The 18,663-nt window shown below is 40.1% G+C and carries 19 protein-coding genes, 2 tRNA genes, 1 other RNA gene and 3 pseudogenes; 19 read left to right on the top strand and 6 right to left on the bottom strand.

Annotated elements, in window-relative coordinates:
* The first annotated feature begins 500 nt into the window (after window positions 1-500).
* The 14 genes from cydA (at window position 501) to EAE91_RS17295 (ending at window position 9,666) form a co-directional block, all read left to right on the top strand.
* Window positions 501-2,069, top strand: a complete 1,569-nt coding sequence (cydA, locus tag EAE91_RS17360) for a cytochrome ubiquinol oxidase subunit I (protein WP_214089572.1) — start codon at window positions 501-503, stop codon at window positions 2,067-2,069.
* Between the two features lie 14 nt (window positions 2,070-2,083).
* A complete protein-coding gene (cydB, locus tag EAE91_RS17355; RefSeq protein ID WP_214089571.1) occupies window positions 2,084-3,223 on the top strand; it encodes a cytochrome d ubiquinol oxidase subunit II in 1,140 nt (379 codons plus the stop codon).
* Window positions 3,224-3,235: 12 nt separating this feature from the next.
* Complete coding sequence (cydX, locus tag EAE91_RS17350; RefSeq protein WP_214054109.1) at window positions 3,236-3,358, top strand: cytochrome bd-I oxidase subunit CydX; 123 nt, start codon at window positions 3,236-3,238, stop codon at window positions 3,356-3,358.
* Window positions 3,339-3,641 (top strand): cyd operon protein YbgE, encoded by a 303-nt coding sequence (gene ybgE, locus EAE91_RS17345; protein ID WP_214089570.1) that lies wholly within the window; start codon window positions 3,339-3,341, stop codon window positions 3,639-3,641. The genes cydX and ybgE overlap by 20 nt, the downstream gene beginning before the upstream one ends.
* Window positions 3,642-3,753: 112 nt before the next feature.
* On the top strand, window positions 3,754-4,158 hold the full coding sequence (gene ybgC, locus EAE91_RS17340) for a tol-pal system-associated acyl-CoA thioesterase (RefSeq protein WP_214089569.1): 405 nt from the start codon (window positions 3,754-3,756) through the stop codon (window positions 4,156-4,158).
* On the top strand, window positions 4,155-4,850 hold the full coding sequence (gene tolQ, locus EAE91_RS17335; RefSeq protein WP_011145755.1) for a Tol-Pal system protein TolQ: 696 nt from the start codon (window positions 4,155-4,157) through the stop codon (window positions 4,848-4,850). Before ybgC ends, tolQ begins: the two co-directional genes overlap by 4 nt.
* A 15-nt stretch (window positions 4,851-4,865) precedes the next feature.
* On the top strand, window positions 4,866-5,291 hold the full coding sequence (gene tolR, locus EAE91_RS17330; protein ID WP_112876182.1) for a colicin uptake protein TolR: 426 nt from the start codon (window positions 4,866-4,868) through the stop codon (window positions 5,289-5,291).
* A gap of 45 nt (window positions 5,292-5,336) precedes the next feature.
* On the top strand, window positions 5,337-6,413 hold the full coding sequence (tolA, locus tag EAE91_RS17325; RefSeq protein WP_214089568.1) for a cell envelope integrity protein TolA: 1,077 nt from the start codon (window positions 5,337-5,339) through the stop codon (window positions 6,411-6,413).
* Window positions 6,414-6,545: 132 nt separating this feature from the next.
* The gene (gene tolB, locus EAE91_RS17320; protein ID WP_214089567.1) at window positions 6,546-7,838 is read left to right on the top strand and encodes a Tol-Pal system beta propeller repeat protein TolB; all 1,293 of its coding nucleotides are present in this window, start codon (window positions 6,546-6,548) and stop codon (window positions 7,836-7,838) included.
* A gap of 42 nt (window positions 7,839-7,880) precedes the next feature.
* The gene (gene pal, locus EAE91_RS17315; protein WP_214089566.1) at window positions 7,881-8,381 is read left to right on the top strand and encodes a peptidoglycan-associated lipoprotein Pal; all 501 of its coding nucleotides are present in this window, start codon (window positions 7,881-7,883) and stop codon (window positions 8,379-8,381) included.
* Window positions 8,382-8,390: 9 nt separating this feature from the next.
* Window positions 8,391-9,158, top strand: coding sequence for a cell division protein CpoB (cpoB, locus tag EAE91_RS17310; protein ID WP_214089565.1), 768 nt, complete (start codon window positions 8,391-8,393; stop codon window positions 9,156-9,158).
* A 147-nt stretch (window positions 9,159-9,305) separates the two neighbouring features.
* A tRNA-Lys gene (locus EAE91_RS17305) sits at window positions 9,306-9,381 on the top strand.
* A gap of 34 nt (window positions 9,382-9,415) precedes the next feature.
* Window positions 9,416-9,491 (top strand) — tRNA-Lys (locus tag EAE91_RS17300).
* A 42-nt stretch (window positions 9,492-9,533) separates the two neighbouring features.
* Window positions 9,534-9,666: non-coding RNA, RtT sRNA (locus tag EAE91_RS17295), on the top strand.
* Window positions 9,667-9,837: 171 nt separating this feature from the next.
* On the opposite strand, the pseudogene EAE91_RS17290 reads toward EAE91_RS17295, so the two are convergent.
* Window positions 9,838-10,706: pseudogene (locus EAE91_RS17290) on the bottom strand (IS982 family transposase).
* A 470-nt stretch (window positions 10,707-11,176) separates the two neighbouring features.
* Here EAE91_RS17290 and EAE91_RS17285 point away from each other — a divergent pair.
* A complete protein-coding gene (locus tag EAE91_RS17285; protein WP_214089564.1) occupies window positions 11,177-11,680 on the top strand; it encodes an inclusion body family protein in 504 nt (167 codons plus the stop codon).
* A gap of 1,114 nt (window positions 11,681-12,794) precedes the next feature.
* Window positions 12,795-13,112: a hypothetical protein gene (locus EAE91_RS17280; protein ID WP_214089563.1), complete on the top strand. Its 318-nt coding sequence runs from the start codon at window positions 12,795-12,797 to the stop codon at window positions 13,110-13,112.
* A 248-nt stretch (window positions 13,113-13,360) separates the two neighbouring features.
* Here the strand turns inward: EAE91_RS17280 and EAE91_RS17275 are convergent.
* A pseudogene (locus tag EAE91_RS17275) lies at window positions 13,361-13,602 on the bottom strand (helix-turn-helix domain-containing protein); the annotation flags it as partial.
* 456 nt (window positions 13,603-14,058) lie between these two features.
* Here EAE91_RS17275 and EAE91_RS17270 point away from each other — a divergent pair.
* Both EAE91_RS17270 and EAE91_RS25050 read left to right on the top strand, forming a co-directional pair.
* The gene (locus EAE91_RS17270; RefSeq protein ID WP_214089562.1) at window positions 14,059-15,015 is read left to right on the top strand and encodes a phage tail protein; all 957 of its coding nucleotides are present in this window, start codon (window positions 14,059-14,061) and stop codon (window positions 15,013-15,015) included.
* A 54-nt stretch (window positions 15,016-15,069) separates the two neighbouring features.
* Window positions 15,070-15,153, top strand: a pseudogene (locus EAE91_RS25050) (tail fiber assembly protein); the annotation flags it as partial.
* A gap of 249 nt (window positions 15,154-15,402) precedes the next feature.
* Here the strand turns inward: EAE91_RS25050 and EAE91_RS17260 are convergent.
* Both EAE91_RS17260 and EAE91_RS17255 read right to left on the bottom strand, forming a co-directional pair.
* Window positions 15,403-15,810, bottom strand: coding sequence for a type II toxin-antitoxin system HicB family antitoxin (locus EAE91_RS17260; RefSeq protein ID WP_113043795.1), 408 nt, complete (start codon window positions 15,808-15,810; stop codon window positions 15,403-15,405).
* A gap of 63 nt (window positions 15,811-15,873) precedes the next feature.
* Window positions 15,874-16,062, bottom strand: coding sequence for a type II toxin-antitoxin system HicA family toxin (locus EAE91_RS17255; protein ID WP_112895786.1), 189 nt, complete (start codon window positions 16,060-16,062; stop codon window positions 15,874-15,876).
* 812 nt (window positions 16,063-16,874) lie between these two features.
* Here EAE91_RS17255 and EAE91_RS17250 point away from each other — a divergent pair.
* Window positions 16,875-17,747 carry a tail fiber protein gene (locus tag EAE91_RS17250; protein WP_214089561.1) on the top strand — a complete coding sequence of 291 codons (873 nt, stop codon included), beginning with the start codon at window positions 16,875-16,877 and terminating at the stop codon, window positions 17,745-17,747.
* Window positions 17,748-17,749: 2 nt separating this feature from the next.
* Here EAE91_RS17250 and EAE91_RS24320 read toward each other — a convergent pair whose 3' ends face one another.
* Both EAE91_RS24320 and EAE91_RS17240 read right to left on the bottom strand, forming a co-directional pair.
* Window positions 17,750-17,896, bottom strand: coding sequence for a hypothetical protein (locus tag EAE91_RS24320; RefSeq protein ID WP_244868901.1), 147 nt, complete (start codon window positions 17,894-17,896; stop codon window positions 17,750-17,752).
* A gap of 9 nt (window positions 17,897-17,905) precedes the next feature.
* Entirely contained in the window at window positions 17,906-18,520 is a 615-nt protein-coding gene (locus EAE91_RS17240; RefSeq protein WP_247983084.1) for an ABC-2 family transporter protein, read from the bottom strand.
* Window positions 18,521-18,663 lie beyond the last annotated feature (143 nt).

Raw genomic sequence — 18,663 nt, 5'->3', positions numbered from 1 at the left:
ATGCAAAGTTAATAATAATATTTTCTTAAGAATGAAAATAAAAAGTTAATTTTAAAAGTCATTTCACAGCAATATAGAAATCAATAATTATCTAAATAAACAAATAATTAACAATATGTCAACTAAAATGAAATAATAGACGGAGTAGTTAACACTAACTAGAAAAAATCATTAAAATCAATTTATTACTATGGCATTATTTTTCTAATTTGCTTAAATTGATCCTGATCAATGAGTTCCCATTAAACAATAACTGCAATTCTTGACCTATATTCAGAATTCTAATCTGAATCACGTAAAACCTATTTATTGTATGGGAATATAAGCGTACTATACTATTAGTCTAATTAGTTTTTAATTTACTTAGTAGTGAGTTGTTATTTTAAAGGCATTTATTGCTGGTAGTTATGAGGCTTCTGCATGAGTACTTTAAGAAAAGTGCTTATATGAAGTCAGGTTGCCGCAAGTCGGTGTCTTCCTGCTAGGAGCAAGGAGTCAAGATGTTTGATATTGTCGAACTGTCACGATTACAGTTTGCCTTAACTGCGATGTATCACTTCCTATTCGTTCCGCTAACGCTTGGTATGGCGTTTTTGCTGGCGATCATGGAAACGGTATATGTGCTCTCCGGCAAACAAATTTATAAAGATATGACAAAATTCTGGGGCAAGTTATTTGGTATTAACTTTGCTCTGGGGGTTGCAACAGGGCTGACTATGGAGTTCCAGTTTGGAACTAACTGGTCATACTTTTCTCACTACGTTGGTGACATTTTCGGTGCGCCTCTAGCGATTGAAGGTCTGATGGCGTTCTTCCTGGAGTCTACATTCGTAGGCTTGTTCTTCTTCGGTTGGGATCGCCTCAGTAAGACACAGCATCTGGCGGTAACTTGGTTGGTCGCATTAGGATCTAACTTCTCTGCACTTTGGATTCTGGTTGCTAACGGTTGGATGCAAAACCCGATTGCTTCTGATTTCAACTTTGAAACCATGCGCATGGAGATGGTGAGTTTTGCTGAACTGGTGCTCAACCCGGTTGCTCAGGTGAAGTTTGTTCATACCGTTGCTGCGGGTTATGTGACAGGGGCGATCTTCGTTCTCGGTATCAGCTCTTACTACCTGCTTAAAGGCCGTGATATTCCATTTGCTAAGCGTTCATTTGCGATTGCTTCAAGTTTTGGTATCGCGGCTGTGCTGTCTGTCATTGTGTTGGGTGATGAATCTGGTTACGAAATGGGCGACGTACAGAAGACTAAGCTGGCCGCCATCGAAGCTGAATGGGAAACCCAGCCACCTCCAGCCGCTTTTACACTGATAGGTATCCCGGATCAGGATAAAATGGAAAACAAATATGCTATTCAGATCCCTTATCTTATGGGGCTGATTGCTACCCGTTCTGTTGATACTCCGGTCATTGGTCTGCGTGATCTGATGGGCCAGCATGAGCAGCGTATTCGTAATGGTATAAAGGCTTATCACCTGTTGGAAGAATTGCGTGCCGGTAACACAGATCCGACTGTTCGTACTGCATTCAATGAGAGTAAACAAGATCTGGGTTATGGCATGTTGCTGAAACGTTATACCAACAAAGTGACTGATGCCAGTGAAGAACAAATCAAAGCCGCCGCGAAAGATTCTATTCCTCGTGTTGCGCCACTCTATTTTGCATTCCGTATCATGGTTGCAGCCGGCTTCCTGATGTTACTGTTGATCGGTCTGGCGTTTTGGAGTGTTATCCGTGGCCGCATTGGTAAACAAAAATGGTTACTGCGTACCGCGCTGTACAGTATTCCATTGCCGTGGATTGCCATAGAATCAGGCTGGTTTGTGGCGGAATATGGTCGTCAACCGTGGGCAATTGGTGAAGTTCTGCCAACTGCGGTGGCGAGTTCCAATTTAACTGCCGGTGATATCTTGTTCTCTATGGCGCTGATTTGTGGCCTTTATACCTTATTCCTGATTGCGGAAATGTTTTTGATGTTCAAATTTGCCCGCCTTGGCCCAAGCAGCCTAAAAACGGGGCGTTATCATTTTGAACAGAAAACAACTTCAGCACCTGATGCTCAGTAAACAGGAGTCCACTTATGTTTGATTATGAAGTACTACGATTTATATGGTGGCTACTGATTGGTGTATTGCTAATCGGTTTCGCGGTAACTGATGGTTTTGATATGGGAGTCGGTATCCTGTTACGTATCATCGGCAAAAACGATACTGAGCGTCGCATCATGATTAACTCAGTGGCACCGCATTGGGATGGTAACCAAGTTTGGCTGATTACCGCCGGTGGAGCGCTGTTCGCCGCATGGCCGATGGTCTATGCCGCGGCGTTTTCTGGCTTCTATATTGCTATGATCCTGGTGTTATCTGCGTTGTTTTTCCGTCCGGTTGGTTTCGATTACCGCTCCAAACTGGAAGACCGCAAGTGGCGTAACATGTGGGATTGGGGAATAGTTATCGGTAGCTTTGTTCCCCCATTAGTTATCGGTGTGGCATTCGGTAATTTATTACAGGGAGTGCCGTTTAACGTTGATTCTCAACTTCGTCTGTTCTATACCGGCTCCTTCTTTGAATTGCTCAATCCGTACGGTTTACTGGCAGGGGTGATCAGCTTGATGATGATTGTGACTCAGGGGGCAACTTATCTGCAAATGCGAACTACGGGAGAGCTGCGTCTGCGTTCTCGTGCTGCAACTTACCTCTGTGCGCTGGTGACAATGGTAGCTTTCCTGCTGGCAGGCGTATGGCTGATTTATGGTATTGATGGTTATGTTGTGACTGGCGGCTTGGATACGATGGCTCAGTCTAACCCATTACATAAACAAGTCGCGCATCAGGCGGGTGCTTGGTTGACTAACTTTAACAACTATCCGTGGTTGTGGGTGCTACCGGCACTGGGCGTGGTTTCGCCTTTGCTAACGATGCTGATGACGCGTATGAATAAAGCTGGATGGGCATTCCTATTCTCTTCGCTGACAATTGCTGGCATCATTCTGGCCTGCGGTGTAACGATGTTCCCATTTGTGATGCCTTCAATCACTGATCCTAATGTCAGCTTGACGATGTGGGATGCCACTTCAAGCCTGATGACGCTGCGTGTCATGTTTGTGGTCGCATTGATTTTTGTCCCGATCGTTCTGGGATATACCATTTGGTGTTACTACAAAATGTTTGGGCGTTTGGATAAAAGCTTTATTGAAGATAACAAACATTCACTGTACTAAGGAGCATAAAGCATGTGGTATTTTGCCTGGATTCTTGGCACGCTCTTGGCTTGTAGTTTCGCTATAATCGCTGCCTTAGCTTTTGAGCATAATGAAGAAGAAAAAGCCGCTAAAAATGGCGAGAAATCGTATTAATAGAAAATTCTATCGGCTGATGGATAAAGTCCCTATTCGGGGCTTTATCCTTATTGCGGCATTAACGTTTGCTGCTTGTGTATTCTGGGACCCTGCTCGTTTTGCGGCTAACACCAGTTCATTGCAGATATGGCAAGGTATTTTGCTAATATGGTCTGTATGTACAGGTGTGACTTTTGGGGTGGGGTTTCAACCAAGACATATCGTCTGGCGTATCTTTTTCTCTCCTTTGCCGGCATTTTTGATTTTGATTTGGGGCTTGTATCATTTCTTTATGAGTTAATTCTGTATGTTATAGGGCTTCTAACCCATAAATTTTTTATTTGCACATTATTCCAAAGCCGCATTGTCTTGAGTATAGTGGCAGCGTTAATTCGCCTTATGTAGGATTGAAAGTGAGTAATACGTTGTTCCGGTGGCCCATTCGTATTTATTACGAAGATACAGATGTGAGCGGGATAGTTTATAACGGCCGTTATATCGTCTTTTATGAAAGAGCACGTACTGAGATGTTACGTCAGCATGGAATTCATCAACAGCGTTTACTTGATGAACAAATTGCATTTGTTGTGCGGCATATGGTGGTTGATTACCGTGCCCCAGCCCGGCTTGATGATATGTTGGAGGTGCAGAGCGAAATTACGGATATTCGCAGAGCGTCTTTGACATTTACCCAGCGCATTGTTGACGGTAATGGGACAATTATTAACAGCGCAGAAGTTTTAGTCGCCTGCGTAAATACATCTCAAATGAAGCCAATTGCGCTTCCAAAGTCTATTGTCGCGGAGTTTAAGCAGTGACTGACATGAACATTCTAGATTTATTCCTGAAAGCGGGCCTTTTGGTGCAGTTGATCATGCTTATTTTGATCTGCTTTTCCGTTGCTTCATGGGCGATCATTATTCAAAGGACCAAAATTCTCAATGCAGCAACCCGAGAATCGGAAGCGTTTGAAGATAAATTCTGGTCGGGTATTGAATTATCACGCTTATATAAGGAAAGTCAGTCGCGTCGAGATTCGTTAGGTGGAACAGAACAAATTTTTTATTCTGGGTTCAAAGAATTTGCCCGTCTGCATCATGCAAATAATCATGCTCCAGAGGCGGTAATAACAGGGGCTTCACGTGCAATGCGTATCTCAATGAATCGTGAATTGGAATCGTTGGAAAGCCATATTCCATTCTTGGGTACGGTTGGATCAATTAGCCCGTATATTGGTCTGTTTGGTACGGTTTGGGGAATTATGCATGCATTTATCGCGTTAGGTGCGGTAAAACAGGCCACTCTCCAAATGGTAGCACCGGGTATTGCGGAAGCGTTGATTGCAACGGCGATTGGTCTGTTTGCGGCGATTCCGGCAGTTATGGCATACAACCGCCTAAATCAGCGTGTTAATAAGCTGGAGCAAAATTACGATAACTTTATGGAAGAGTTTCTGGCTATTTTGCATCGTCAGGCTTTCGCTGCTGAAAATAAAGCAGAGAACAAATAGTCAGGGGGGGAAGCTATGGCACGCACTCGTAGTCGCAAGCGTGAGCTGAAATCCGAAATCAATATCGTTCCCTTACTGGACGTGTTGCTGGTTCTGTTGCTTATCTTTATGGCAACAGCACCGATTATCACTCAAAGCGTAGAAGTTGATCTACCGGATGCGGTAGATTCTAAAACGGTTTCCAACTCCGATAATCCACCGGTAATCGTGGAGGTTTCTGGTGTTGGTCAGTACACCATGATAGTTAACCATGAACGGTTGGAATTATTGCCTGAACCGCAGATTATTGCGGAAGCGCAGGCACGAATAAAAGAGAATCCAAAAACCGTGTTCTTGATCGGTGGTTCGAAGGAAGTGCCTTACGATGAGATTATTAAGGCGCTCAACATGCTGCATCAGGCAGGTGTGAAATCCGTTGGTTTAATGACTCAGCCTATCTGAGTTTGGCCGGCAGTTGCTGTTATTTGAAGATCTTGGATATCGAGCGTGGGAAAGACAAACGGGCAAAACAATAAATTAAATCGCGCTGTTATCGTTTCGGTTGTGTTGCATATTATTTTGATCGGGTTACTTATTTGGGGTTCCCTGACACGAAAAACTGAAATGGGTGGCGGTGGTCAGGATGGTTCTGTTATTGATGCTGTTATGGTCGATCCGAATGCGGTAGTACAACAGTACAACCAACAGCAACAACAACAGGCTGATGCTAAGCGTGCAGAGCAGTTACGAAAGAAGAAAGCCGAACAGCAGGCCGCAGAATTAAGGGAAAAACAGGTTGAAGAACAGGAACGTTTAAAAGCGGTAGAAGAAGAACGAATTAAGGCGCAACAGGCAGCGGAAGAACAGAAAAAGCAAGCTTTAGAGGCCGCAAACAAAGCCCGTGAAGAGCAAAAACAGGCAGAAGAAGCTGCGGCAAAGGCCAAGGCTGAAAAAGAAAAACTGATTAAAGAGCAGGCTGAGGCACAGAAGAAAGCCGAAGCGGAAGCTAAGAAAGAAGCTGAAGCCGCGGCTGCTAAACAAAAAGCCGCGGAAGAAGCGAAAGCCAAAGCAGACGCTGAGGCTAAAGCAAAAGCCAAGATTGAAGCGGATACTAAAGCCAAAGCTGAGGCAGATGCAAAGGCTAAAGCCAAGGCCGAAGCTGATGCCAATGCCAAGAAAAAAGCTGCGGAGCAAGCCACTAAACAGGCAAGTGAAGTTGATGATTTACTGGGTGGTTTAACTTCCAATGCACCGAAACAGCAAGGAGGGGCTTCTGCCGCCGGTAAAGGTGGAGGCAAGAAAAGTGGAGCTTCAAATGCCGACATTAATAACTATCTGGGGCAGATCCAGATAGCGATACAGAATAAGTTTTACGATCCAAGCATGTATCGTGGTCGTACCTGTGCATTACGGATTAAACTTGCTCCTGATGGCTTATTAATTGATGTAAAGTCAGAGGGGGGAGATCAGGCGTTGTGCCAAGCGGCGGTAGCAGCGGCTAAACAAGCAAAAATTCCGAAACCACCAAGCAAGGAGGTTTACGAAGCGTTTAAAAACGCGCAGCTTGATTTCAACCCTCAATGAAGCTGTTATTTAGAAGTTATTAATAACAAACAAAATCATTCAATGTTATTAAGCTATCTGGTTTTGTTTGTTGACGTTTGTTAATATTCTGCGAATTATTGCGACTATTCCATCGTGATAAGGGAGAGATTAATGAGGCAGGCTTTTAAAGTAGTACTAGGCATTTTAATGTTGTGGGCCACGGTTGCTTACGCAGAAGTTCGTATCGAGATCACCCAAGGTGTCGATTCTGCACGTCCTATTGGCGTTGTACCCTTTAAATGGACTGGCGCGGGCAATGCACCGGAAGAGATAGGGGCGATTGTTGGCGCTGATCTTCGCAACAGCGGTAAATTTAACCCTATTGATGTCAGTCGTATGCCACAGCAACCAACGACGGCGTCTGAGGTGACACCTGCTGCGTGGTCGGCGTTGGGGATTGATGCTGTTGTTGTTGGGCAGGTCCAACCAAGTGCGGATGGTGGTTTTTTAATCTCTTATCAATTGGTTGATACTGCGAATGCTCCGGGCACGGTACTTGCTCAGGATCAATTTAAAGTGACCAAACAGTGGTTGCGTTATGCTGCGCATACAGCCAGTGATCAAGTATTTGAAAAACTGACGGGTATCAAAGGCGCATTCCGTACTCGTCTGGCTTACATTGTAAAGACTAATGGCGGTAAATATCCGTATGAACTGCGTGTATCTGATTACGATGGTTACAACCAGTTCACTGTTCACCGTTCGCCGGAACCGTTGATGTCACCGGCTTGGTCTCCTGATGGTGCCAAACTGGCTTATGTGACATTTGAAAGTGGCCGTTCTGCCTTGGTTATCCAGACCTTGGCGAGTGGTGAGGTACGTCAGGTTGCCTCTTTCCCGCGTCATAACGGTGCACCTGCATTTTCCCCTGATGGCAGTAAATTGGCATTTGCTCTGTCTAAATCGGGTAGTTTGAATCTTTACGTGATGGATTTGAGTTCAGCTCAGATTCGTCAGGTTACAGATGGGCGTAGTAACAATACTGAGCCGAGTTGGATGCCGGATAACCAGACTTTGGTTTATACCTCTGATCAGGGTGGTCGTCCACAGTTATATAAAACCGATATTAATGGCGGTGTTCCGCAACGCCTCACTTGGGAAGGCACACAAAACCAGGATGCTGATGTAAGCGCAGATGGCAATTTTGTGGTGATGGTCAGCTCAGAGAGTGGTAAGCAGCACATAGCTAAACAAGATCTGGCAACGGGAGCCGTTCAAATTTTGACGGATACGTTCCTGGATGAAACGCCGAGTATCGCACCTAACGGCACTATGGTGATTTATAGCTCCACCCAAGGGTTGGGGACTGTACTGCAGCTAGTTTCGACTGACGGGCGTTTCAAAGCGCGTCTTCCGGCAACCGATGGACAGGTAAAATTTCCTGCCTGGTCGCCGTATCTGTGATGCATAATAATATGTATGGCAAATTTTAAAAGGATCAAAGAGATGCAACTGAACAAAGTGCTAAAAGGGCTGATGTTAGCTTTACCAGTTATGGCCGTAGCAGCGTGTAGTTCTAACAAAAATGCTGATAACGATCAGACTGGTGTAGGCACTGTTAACGAAACTAATGCGGGTCTGTCAGCAGAGGAATTAGCTCGTCAGCAAATGCAAGAGCTACAAAACAACAACATCGTATATTTCGGTTTTGACAAATACGACATTGGCTCAGATTTTTCTCAGCTTTTAGACGCTCACGCGGCATTCCTGCGCAGCAACCCATCTTATAAAGTTGTTGTAGAAGGTCATGCTGACGAACGTGGTACTCCTGAGTACAACATCGCATTAGGTGAACGCCGTGCTAATGCAGTGAAAATGTACCTGCAAGGCAAAGGTGTTTCCGGTGAGCAAATCTCTATCGTCTCTTACGGTAAAGAGAAACCTGCTGTACTGGGTCACGACGAAGCAGCCTATGCTAAAAACCGTCGCGCAGTACTGGCATACTAAGAGTAGTTCATGAACAGTAACTTCAGACATCATTTTTTGGGTCTGTCGTTACTGGTTGGCGTAGCGGTTCCTTGGGCCGCTATTGCCCAAGCGCCAATCAGTAATGTCGGATCGGGTTCTACCGATGAGCGTCTTACCCAATTAGAGCGTATTTCCAACGCTCACAGTCAGCTATTAACTCAGCTCCAGCAACAACTGGCTGATTCTCAACGTGATATTGACATGCTTCGAGGGCAGATTCAGGAGAATCAGTATCAGCTCAATCAGATTATAGAGCGGCAGAAGGACATTTATCAGCAACTGGAAGGTGCTACTAGTTCTGAGGGGAGTAAACCTGCTGCAAATACAGCCTCTTCAACAGCGAGTCATAGCGGTAACAAGGCATCATCATCTGTCGGCACGGGCAGTGAAAAGGGTGATTATGACGCTGCTGTTCATTTGGCAGTGAATACCAAAGAGTATGATAAAGCGATTGTAGCCTTTCAGAGTTTCGTGAAGAGTTACCCAAAATCGGGTTATATTCCTAATGCTAATTACTGGTTAGGGCAACTTCATTATAACAAGGGTAAGAAAGACGAAGCTGCTTATTACTTTGCTACGGTAGTAAAAGAGTATCCAAAGTCGCAGAAGAGTGGTGAATCGCTTTATAAAGTTGGTTTAATCATGCAGGACAAGGGCCAAAAGGATAAAGCGAGAGCGGTTTATCAACAAGTCATGAAGCAATATCCTGGTACGAACGCAGCTAAATTGGCGGAGAAAAAGCTTTCTACGCTGTAATTATTGGCCCCGGAAGGGTGTAGTGATACATTTTCGGGGTTGATTGAGTGCTTAATAAGCATTTAAACGTAATTTGAAAAAATAATCATTGCGTAGCGCGGAGAAATCAGTAATATATGCCGCCGTTGCCGAGAGAAGTCACAAGATGGGTCGTTAGCTCAGTCGGTAGAGCAGTTGACTTTTAATCAATTGGTCGCAGGTTCGAATCCTGCACGACCCACCATCTTAAAGCTTCATTCAAAACAAATCCCCTAGATGGGTCGTTAGCTCAGTCGGTAGAGCAGTTGACTTTTAATCAATTGGTCGCAGGTTCGAATCCTGCACGACCCACCATCTTAAAGCTTCATTTAAAACCAATTCCCCTAGATAGATCGTTAGCTCAGTCGGTAGAGCAGTTGACTTTTAATCAATGAGTCGCAGGTTCGAGCCGAGCGAAGCGAGACAACAGCGCGTGAGCGCTGGCCCGAAGGGCGAGGCCACAGGCCGAGTCATCCTGCACGACCCACCATCTTAGAACTTCATTTAAAACCAATTCCCTTAGATAGATCGTTAGCGCGGTCGGTAGAGCGGTTGACTTTTAATCAATGGGCCGCAGGTTCGAGCCGAGCGAAGCGAGACAACAGCGCGTGAGCGCGAAGCTTCTAATAAATTGTTTAAAGGAATATGAACTTATTTAACCTCAGCTTCGTTTAAAAATAGCGATATCACAATCCCGTAAATTCAAGCTCGGTTTTTTAGGTTGGAATGTATAAGCAATTAAGCCCGCGACAATTTCCAATAAAAAACCGAGCTGACTGCGCTATCTGAAAAATATTTTTGAGCTGATCCACGACCGTTTCTATCAAAAATCGCCTTCTTAACATCAGTTTATCCCATAGAGATAACGCTTTTGCCTTCATGTTACTACGGACATGAGTGATTAACGTTATTCCTTCTGCTTCCAGTTCATCACACAAAGCCTGTGACAAATACCCTTTATCGCCATATAAACACCCTGTTAACCCTTGTACCAGTGCTTTGACGGGATGACGATCATCTTTATTTCCTGAGGTCAACTTAACCGCCAAAAGTTCACCACAATCATTGATAACCCAATGAAGTTTAAAGCCATAAAACCAGCCTGTACTCGTTTTCCCTCGCTGTGCGACGCCCTGAAATACGCGATGACGGGGAATACGGAGGTGGTGACAAACGGCAATTTTGGTTGAATCAATAAAAGCGATCCCCTGGGTTTCAGCCTTGCGTGACGAAAGAAAAGCACAGAGAGGAATGAGCGTCCTTTGCTTCAAGGTTAACATCTGGGTGTAGCTGACCAACTGGGGAAAATCGGCCTGAAGATAGTGTTTAACATGCTGACTATAAAACGTTTTAAAATCACGATAATGGCTCATGTGGAATAAAATGAGTATCGTCATGACTTCACTGAGAGAAAGGGAAGTCATGACGACGTTTGAGCAAGCCATTTTCAATTAACTGTTGATGCCAGAGAGGAATAGATTTTTGGCAAAAGTCATCGACGCAGCAGTAAAGTTCTTCTAAATTAAACATGCCTGAGGATCTCCACGATTTTGTTTTCTTTGATAAGAATTTTGATCGTGTCTCAGGCACTTAGTTCCCTTCTTAAGTAAACCTCAGGTTATTTACTTGCAGTGTAATTATATTGCACTTACTATCCTTACCCACCGATTAACTATTATATGTGATTAATTTTATTTTTTATTTTAGTTAATATGGTAATTAGTATGAAATAATGATGTTATTTTCTTGTTATATGATTTCTAAGTTAAATATAATCTGTTTTAATTAAATATTTCTATAAATTTTGTGTGTGTTAATATATGGATTTGATGGGATTGATATGGCTTTAATTTTTAATGATAACTTGATCTATTTCAAATTTATTTTTGTTTTTTTTTATTAATTGATGCTAAAATTATCATTGTTAAGACAATAAGTATCATTGTTTAGCTGGCTGTATATTAAGATAAACTATCATTTTAATAACTGAGGATATTGTTATGGCTATCATTAATGTACTAGTTGCTTTTGATGCAAAGACAATCTTAAAAAAATACTCTTTGAGTATGCAACCGGATTCTCCCACACTGATTGATGGTAATGATATTTATATGATTACTACACGTGATCATGTTGTATCTGAGCAGTCTGGAAGTGAACTTAATATTAAAGCTGAAGTTGAAGATGTGATTCACTGGCGTGAAGCTTCGGTATCAATACCTGAGTATTCCGTGATTCTTTATCACTTTAACGCTAGCAGTGGTGGTTCATTAATTGACAAGCCTCAACCAGATATTATTCCTAGGGTGATGGTACCAATGCCGAGTAAAGATGAAAATGGTAATATTATTATTGAGTTGGTACCAACTCAAGATTATTATTGGTCAGCGAACGTTTTAAGTGCTGGAAGTGTAACTTACCAATTCTGGTTCCAGGTAGTTGACCGTAGGGGTAATACTCTTGGATATGGTCGATGGGACCCCTTTATTACTATTAGTAATTGAAATACTAACGTGTATATAAGAAATTAAGAAGAATATGTATAGATGGTTTATTACTCTATTTAAATTTCTTTAAACTACACTTTGTGAACTGCCCCTCAAATGTTGGATATTGATTCACACATTGGGGCGGTTTTTATGGGATATATGTTAGAGTTCAAGTTAGACTCTACTCGTTATTGTCGGGTTAAATGGATTAATCCCTAAACCTATCACTAACTAATGAATTTAAATTTCATGTCATTTTAGCTACGATAAAAAATTAATTTTTCCATTATTGTGCCACAACTTGGGATTAATCATTCTTATTTTCATAGCTATCGGTTTATGAGTTAAGATTTTTATAATGATAGGAGATTAAGTCCTGTATGTGGAAACTTGTGGATGTGAATCTAAAATGCCATTATTTAAACAAACTTAATCCCAGAAACCCGTCAATAAATTTTCACATAAGAAGTTATGCTATCTGAATGTAGAGTCTATTTTTTTAAAAATTAAAAGTTTTAGCGCAACAGAAAATTTAACTTATTAATTGAATCAAGATCTCATTTTTATTTTATAGCTAATGAGTTTATTTTAATGATTTTTTTACTGTGATTTTGTTATTGTTTTATGCTGTAATTAATTATTAGTATTTTTTCATTCATCGTATTAAATTATCTTTAGTGATTTATTTGGTATTAGGAATACTGTTATGAATAAATGGTCTTTATTTGCTTACCCCCGCAATAATATTAAAAAATAACCGGGAACATTGGCTGTTAATTATTGTACTTATGATGGCTTACTGTTTCTGACGAAATATTTATTTGACTCTGGTGATTATGTAAAGCGTATCACTATTTTGGAAAGTTATTTATCATCAATATTTTATTTGCCAATATATAGATCATAATTAACCTGACTAATTTTAACGATGAAATTTAATGTATTTCAGAAAACATTCTCCTTACTAATCATTTAATATTGATGTGACTATAGGATTATCTTATTATTTTCACATCACTGATAAAGTTCAATATTTAACTGCTTGGAGTAAATGCTAAGTTAAATTTCACCGATAAGGTCATTATCTATATAGACAATCAAATAACCGTAATAATAAGGAAACAATAAAATGGCTAGAGTATATATAAACCCTAATCAGACTCTTGATATTTATAAGAATGGCAGTATATTAGTTCCTGCTCATCAACCTCATATAACTATAAAAAACGTTAGCTTAGCGCTAGTTAAAGTGAGTGGCTACTGGGCATCCTTAGTTGGAGATTATACTCTGTATAATTCTATAGAGATCTACCCCGGCAGAAGTGAAATACTTGTACCACCTCCTAACCTTATTTACTACTATAAAGTTACAGCCACCAATCTCGCCAGTTATTTAAACGCAGAAATTGAAGTGGAGGTTGGATCGAATAATAATCCTCTCTTTTAACCTGAGCCCCCCCCCCGGGAAAATGTCCAAGGTGGGTCAAGGCCAATGATGCACCTCTGATCAAGACTACAGAGGCATTAATCAGGGCATGGTGTCGATATTTGTGAAATAACGCTAAGGCATACGGGAAAAAAGTTCTGACATACGTTACGAACAGGCATAGAGGTGAGCTCATTGAATTGGTTGAGCAATCGGTGGATCATAAACACTCTATGCCTGCCTCATTTTCTGGGGACTTCTCAGTGTCCTCGATTTGTTTTGCCAATTGCAGGTTCTAAATAGATTGTTCTATTCTGAATTTGATAGCTTCGATTGGATCTGGCGGGTCGATGGGGTAGTGTTCTGCTTCATAGGCTTCAATCAGCAGAACCATAACTTCCATATGATCGAATTCAGGTGTGCCGATTTCAGGTTGATTATCAAACAGAGAGGCAACAGTTTTTAATGCTCCTTGATAATCTTGTTCTGTTCTAATAGGTTTAATATTCATTATTCATTCCAGCTCTACTTTGTCGATAACCGCGTTAACCCGGCAGCTTCATCATATTACTGCAATCTTCCATTGTCAGCACTTTCATTTACCGGCACATTTTCAGAACTGGCAACTTAAGTACATCGATGATAACAACAAGCGAGTCTTCTACAAGGATGGGAATCTTGTGATATTCCTGAACGTTGCCGCTTAGATATTTTTGTTCAAATGCTGGAATATTCAGTTTGGAATTTAAAATAGAAAAAATTATAGGATGAAATAGAAAGAGTAAAATAAAAATAATTTCCAGATGTTAAATATAAATTTGGAAGGTATATTTTGATTCAAAAATGTTGAACCATATTCTTTTTCTAGACTAGACTTTGATTAGTGTGAATTGCAAGGGAGACTATTTTTACAATAATTTAATATGTTGATTATAAAATAACATTGTTTAATTTAAGGAGAAAGTACATGAGTCACAAGAATGATTTTAAGGCTTTTTCTATTAGTAATAATGCGAATATAATTAGTCAAGAAATATATGAAGAAAGTAAGGATTTACTGACAGGGTTTCCACCAAATACTATTTCTATCGATTTATTAAATAAAGTTCTTCGCCAGTCATCAATTATATCATCTGTGGTAGCTGATTTTATCGCTACACAATCTGGCGATAATATTCTAGATGATGGTGATATAATTAAAATCACAGCCCAATTAAACAGAGCGTTAGAGCAAAAAATCACAGCAGAAGTGCCAAATGCCTCATTAACACAGAAAGGTGTTGTTCAGCTTACAGATGTAGTGGGCAATAGTGATACATTGGTTGTCACTCAAAAGCTAGCCCAGGAAATAATAGATTCATTGCGTGAAAATATTAATGACAGAGTGCCTAATAGCCGAAAGGTGAATGGGAAAACATTGTCTACTGACATTAGTCTAGAGGCTGGGGATATAGGTGCATATACCAAGGCAGAAGTTAATAATTTAATCAATGCAGTTAATAATATTCCTGTGGGTGTTCCTATTCCCTGGCCTACAGTGATACCACCAGCCGGGTGGCTGCAATGTAACGGAGCGGAGTTCGATAAAACAACTTACCCACAATTAGCGGCAGCGTATCCAACCGGAAAATTACCTGACCTGCGCGGAGAATTTATTCGTGGTTGGGATGATAGTCGAGGTGTTGATAGTGGTCGTATTATTTTAAGCGCACAAACTGACAACACAAAAAGAATACAACTTTCTCAAGGGAACGAGAGAAGAAAATACCTTTCTAATTATCAAGGACCTGTAGATAGATACCAATATCCGCTCGGTAGGGATGTTACAGGCGACGCAACTGTTACATCAATTGCTAACAATACAGGCGGTTATGAAACTCGTCCCCGCAATGTTGCATTTAATTACATAGTGAGAGCAGCATAATAGTTGAACAGAAATATTCTTTGAAAGCCAGAGATATAAGAAGCTGCTTTATTTGAATGGAAAAAATATCGGATATTACTGAGTAGAACAGATATTTTACAAGCTTCCGGTATTGAATGGCTGGGTAAACTGAGGTAGTAACAAAGCCGGTTAGCCCGGCTTTATTTTTTATCCTGAAAACTAAAAATGAAAAAAGGTAATGTATCCTATTTGTGCCATCATTGTGTGCCGTGAATGTGTCATAATTATGCCATTTGTCAGCTTTGTGAGTGATATTTTTTTCTTTTAAATCAAATGGCAATATATTTTAAGGTTGAATTTTAATCGATGAATCGCAAGTCCGATCCGAGTGAATTTTGCTTAGGGTAGTTTCCTACCCTAAATCTGTTAGTGGGGAGCTATTTCTTTTCTGGCTAACTCAGCTAGAAAAGCAGAGCGGTTTTTATAGTGTCCGTTTTTCTCAATGTAGCGATCTATAGCAGTTAATAGATTGCCAGGCATAGTTAAATTGAACTTTATGGCCTTTGACTCATATTTCGCTGGATCTAACTCGATGAGGGCAATAACCCCTCCATCTTCAGACAAGCGAGGATCACCGATATAATCAGATGAGTCTTTAGGGGTAGGGACATAGCCGCCGTGTTCGGTTAAAACTTCCATGTGCTGCGCGAATGCTTTTTTAGCATCCCGAATAGCATCTTCTAAGGTATTGCCAGCAAAGAAACAGCTTTCAACATCGGGGAAGTAACCGTCAAACCCATCTTCTGTTTTAAATATAAAGAGTGGATAAATCATAGTATTGCCTCTTAATTTGATCATGAGCTTTGCAGAGAAAGGGCGGCATAGCTGTGCCCGTTATCATAGTAATTTCAGCCCTGAAATATTTTGTGCCTGCCGGATAACACCTTTTGATGAGTCTTTTCTTGGGTGCGGTATTGTGATTATTTTTACAACACCGGGTTTAGTTAGAGTGATGTGACTGCCGTCTTGTCTGGCCTTAACCCACCCGTCAGCTATTAGGAGTTTTATTAGCTCTGCACTACCCATAAATCCTCCGTTTGGTTAATGTATGAGTATAATACCTATACATTAATTCCGTTATCAATATATTTGTAGGTGTTATACCTACTTTTTATAGGTGTGAAACATGATAAATGTAACAATCAGAAGCCGAAAAAGGTGGTAACGGGCATCCACTTACACTAATTGAAGCTTCAAATATCATTCAGTCAATATCTAAATGAAGTGAACTAATGAAGAAAGTTTTATTTTTTATATAGATACATCAGCGGCACTATCAATGGTAATATTTATTGCATTGATAATTGGTTATCAGAAATATATAAAAAGGAGGAAAGATGTGGCTAGTAAGTAACGTTGGTTAGTCCAATTTTATCTCCTTAGATTTTAAGGTGTACCGGCTAGGGAAACCTGTTAGGATTACGATAGGTTAGTACCCATACATAAAGTCATTAGAGCAATTCACAAAATAGGCATTCAGAATTAGGTGCCTATTGTCATTCCAAAAAGTTCAACCTTTCGATTCAAGACCCCGTTCCTGTAGTTTTTTACACGCTTGTTCTTTTAATTATTTGCGAAATTTTCTATCAGACGACAGGAATAAGAGAAAAATAATTTACAAATATTAAATATAAATTGAAGGTATATTTTAGATTCCAAAATGTTGAACGACTTATTGCGGCTAATGATACAAAAACGGTTAACCTTATAAGTAATAAGAACACAGTATTATATTTTTCCTGAACTAGACTTTGATTTGCATGAATGACAGGAGACTATTTCTACAATAATTCAAGATGTTGATTATAAAATAACATGATTTAATTTAAGGAAAATATATGAGTTCTAAAAATGATTTTAAAGCTTTTTCTATTAGTAATAATGCAAATGTCATTAGTCAAGAAAAGTATGAACAGAACCAGGTTTTGCAGACAGGATTTTCTCCGGATAATGTTCCCACTCACTTGTTAAATAAGGTGTTACGTCAGTCATCAACCATATCATCTGTCGTCGCTGATTTTATCTCGACACAATCTGGCAATGATATTCTGGATGATGGAAATGTAGCCAAACTCACTGCTCAATTAAATAAAGCGATAGAACGAAAAATTACAACAGACATTCCCAGTGCCTCATTAACACAAAAAGGTGTTGTTCAGTTGACAAATGTGATTGGCAATAGTGATACATTGGCGGTTACACAAAAGCTTGTTCAGGACGTAATAAATTCATTACGTGAAGAGATTAATATACCTGTGGGTTCTCCTATTCCCTGGCCGTTAATCTATCCACCTTTCGGCTATTTCATTTGTAATGGTTCACCTTTTAATAAATTACAGTATCCGAAGTTGGCGGAAGCTTATCCTAGCGGTAGATTGCCTGATTTAAGAGGAGAGTTTATCCGAGGATGGGATGATAATCGAGGTGTTGATGGTGGTCGTGGGCTTTTGTCTTGGCAGGGAGATGCAATCAGAAATATTACAGGGTCAACTCAAGTTATACATGCTCAGATGGGCGGTGCTCCCCAGACGCCTATTGTGAGTGGCGTCATGGCATCGTTGCGATATGCTACGGCAGATACACGTTCAGCAAATGGCGGCAGTAGCACTGATCTTACATATTTTGACATTGATGCATCAAGACAAGTCCCTACCGCTAACGAAAATAGGCCCCGCAACGTAGCATTTAACTACATCGTAAGGGCAGCATAATTCTAGTGGACGGTACAGCTTGAAGTAAAAATAAAGCCGGCTAGTCTGGCTTTATTTTTTTTAGTTATTTCAAGTAAATCTGAGAAATCACCAACTTTACCTGAATTGGAATGTGAACTATAGCTTACTGAAATAATTTCTAATTTCATTGTGTTTCCTCACGTTATATATTTCGAATACCTTTTGACACCAATATCAAAAACCAATTTTGCTATAAAAATTAAAATCAATGTGACCAGAGTTTGAATAAAAAACCATTTCATACTCATTATTCCACTTGCTACTGAAGCTGGAATGCCAGTTATAAATAGACACGGAAGTATGAACATTAACATAAAACGAACTACACCATGAAAAGATTGTTCAGGTCTCACCAATACTTTAAAACAAGGATTTGAGTTTTTAATACTAACTAATGAAGCTGTCCAAAATATTGTTGTTCTTATGATCCATGTAATTGAAGTAAGTATTAAGACTCCTTCTAATGCCATTATAAAATGTAAAAAAACCAACAAAATATTAGTACCAAGGTAAATATGTACAGTAAAAAATAAGACTAAAGATAGGAATGACAACAAAAAATGCTCAAATGCAATATTTGTAGTGACATATAAAAATTGAGTATTTATAGGTAACGTTAAATGAGGTTCTAACTTTAATGATTTGACTTTTTTAACTAGCAAGAGGCTTCCTTTACCAAATAAAAAAAGATAAAAATTATCGACTAAACATACCGTAGTGAAAAATATAATAACAAAATCATCAGATAAAATATAACTTGAAGATTGTGAGTTTAAAATAGCATACCAAAAAAAGCTTGTGCTATATAGTAACTAAAATTAACGAAAGCGGATAACCAAAAATTTAATGGGCTTTTTTTTGCTTCTGACAATCCACTTTTAAAACCAATAAATAT

It is taken from the genome of Photorhabdus noenieputensis, from assembly GCF_018448935.1.
Classification (GTDB): Bacteria; Pseudomonadota; Gammaproteobacteria; order Enterobacterales; family Enterobacteriaceae; genus Photorhabdus; species Photorhabdus noenieputensis.
The sequence above is the reverse complement of the archived record's forward strand: the minus strand, read 5'-3'. Positions and strand labels throughout refer to the sequence as shown.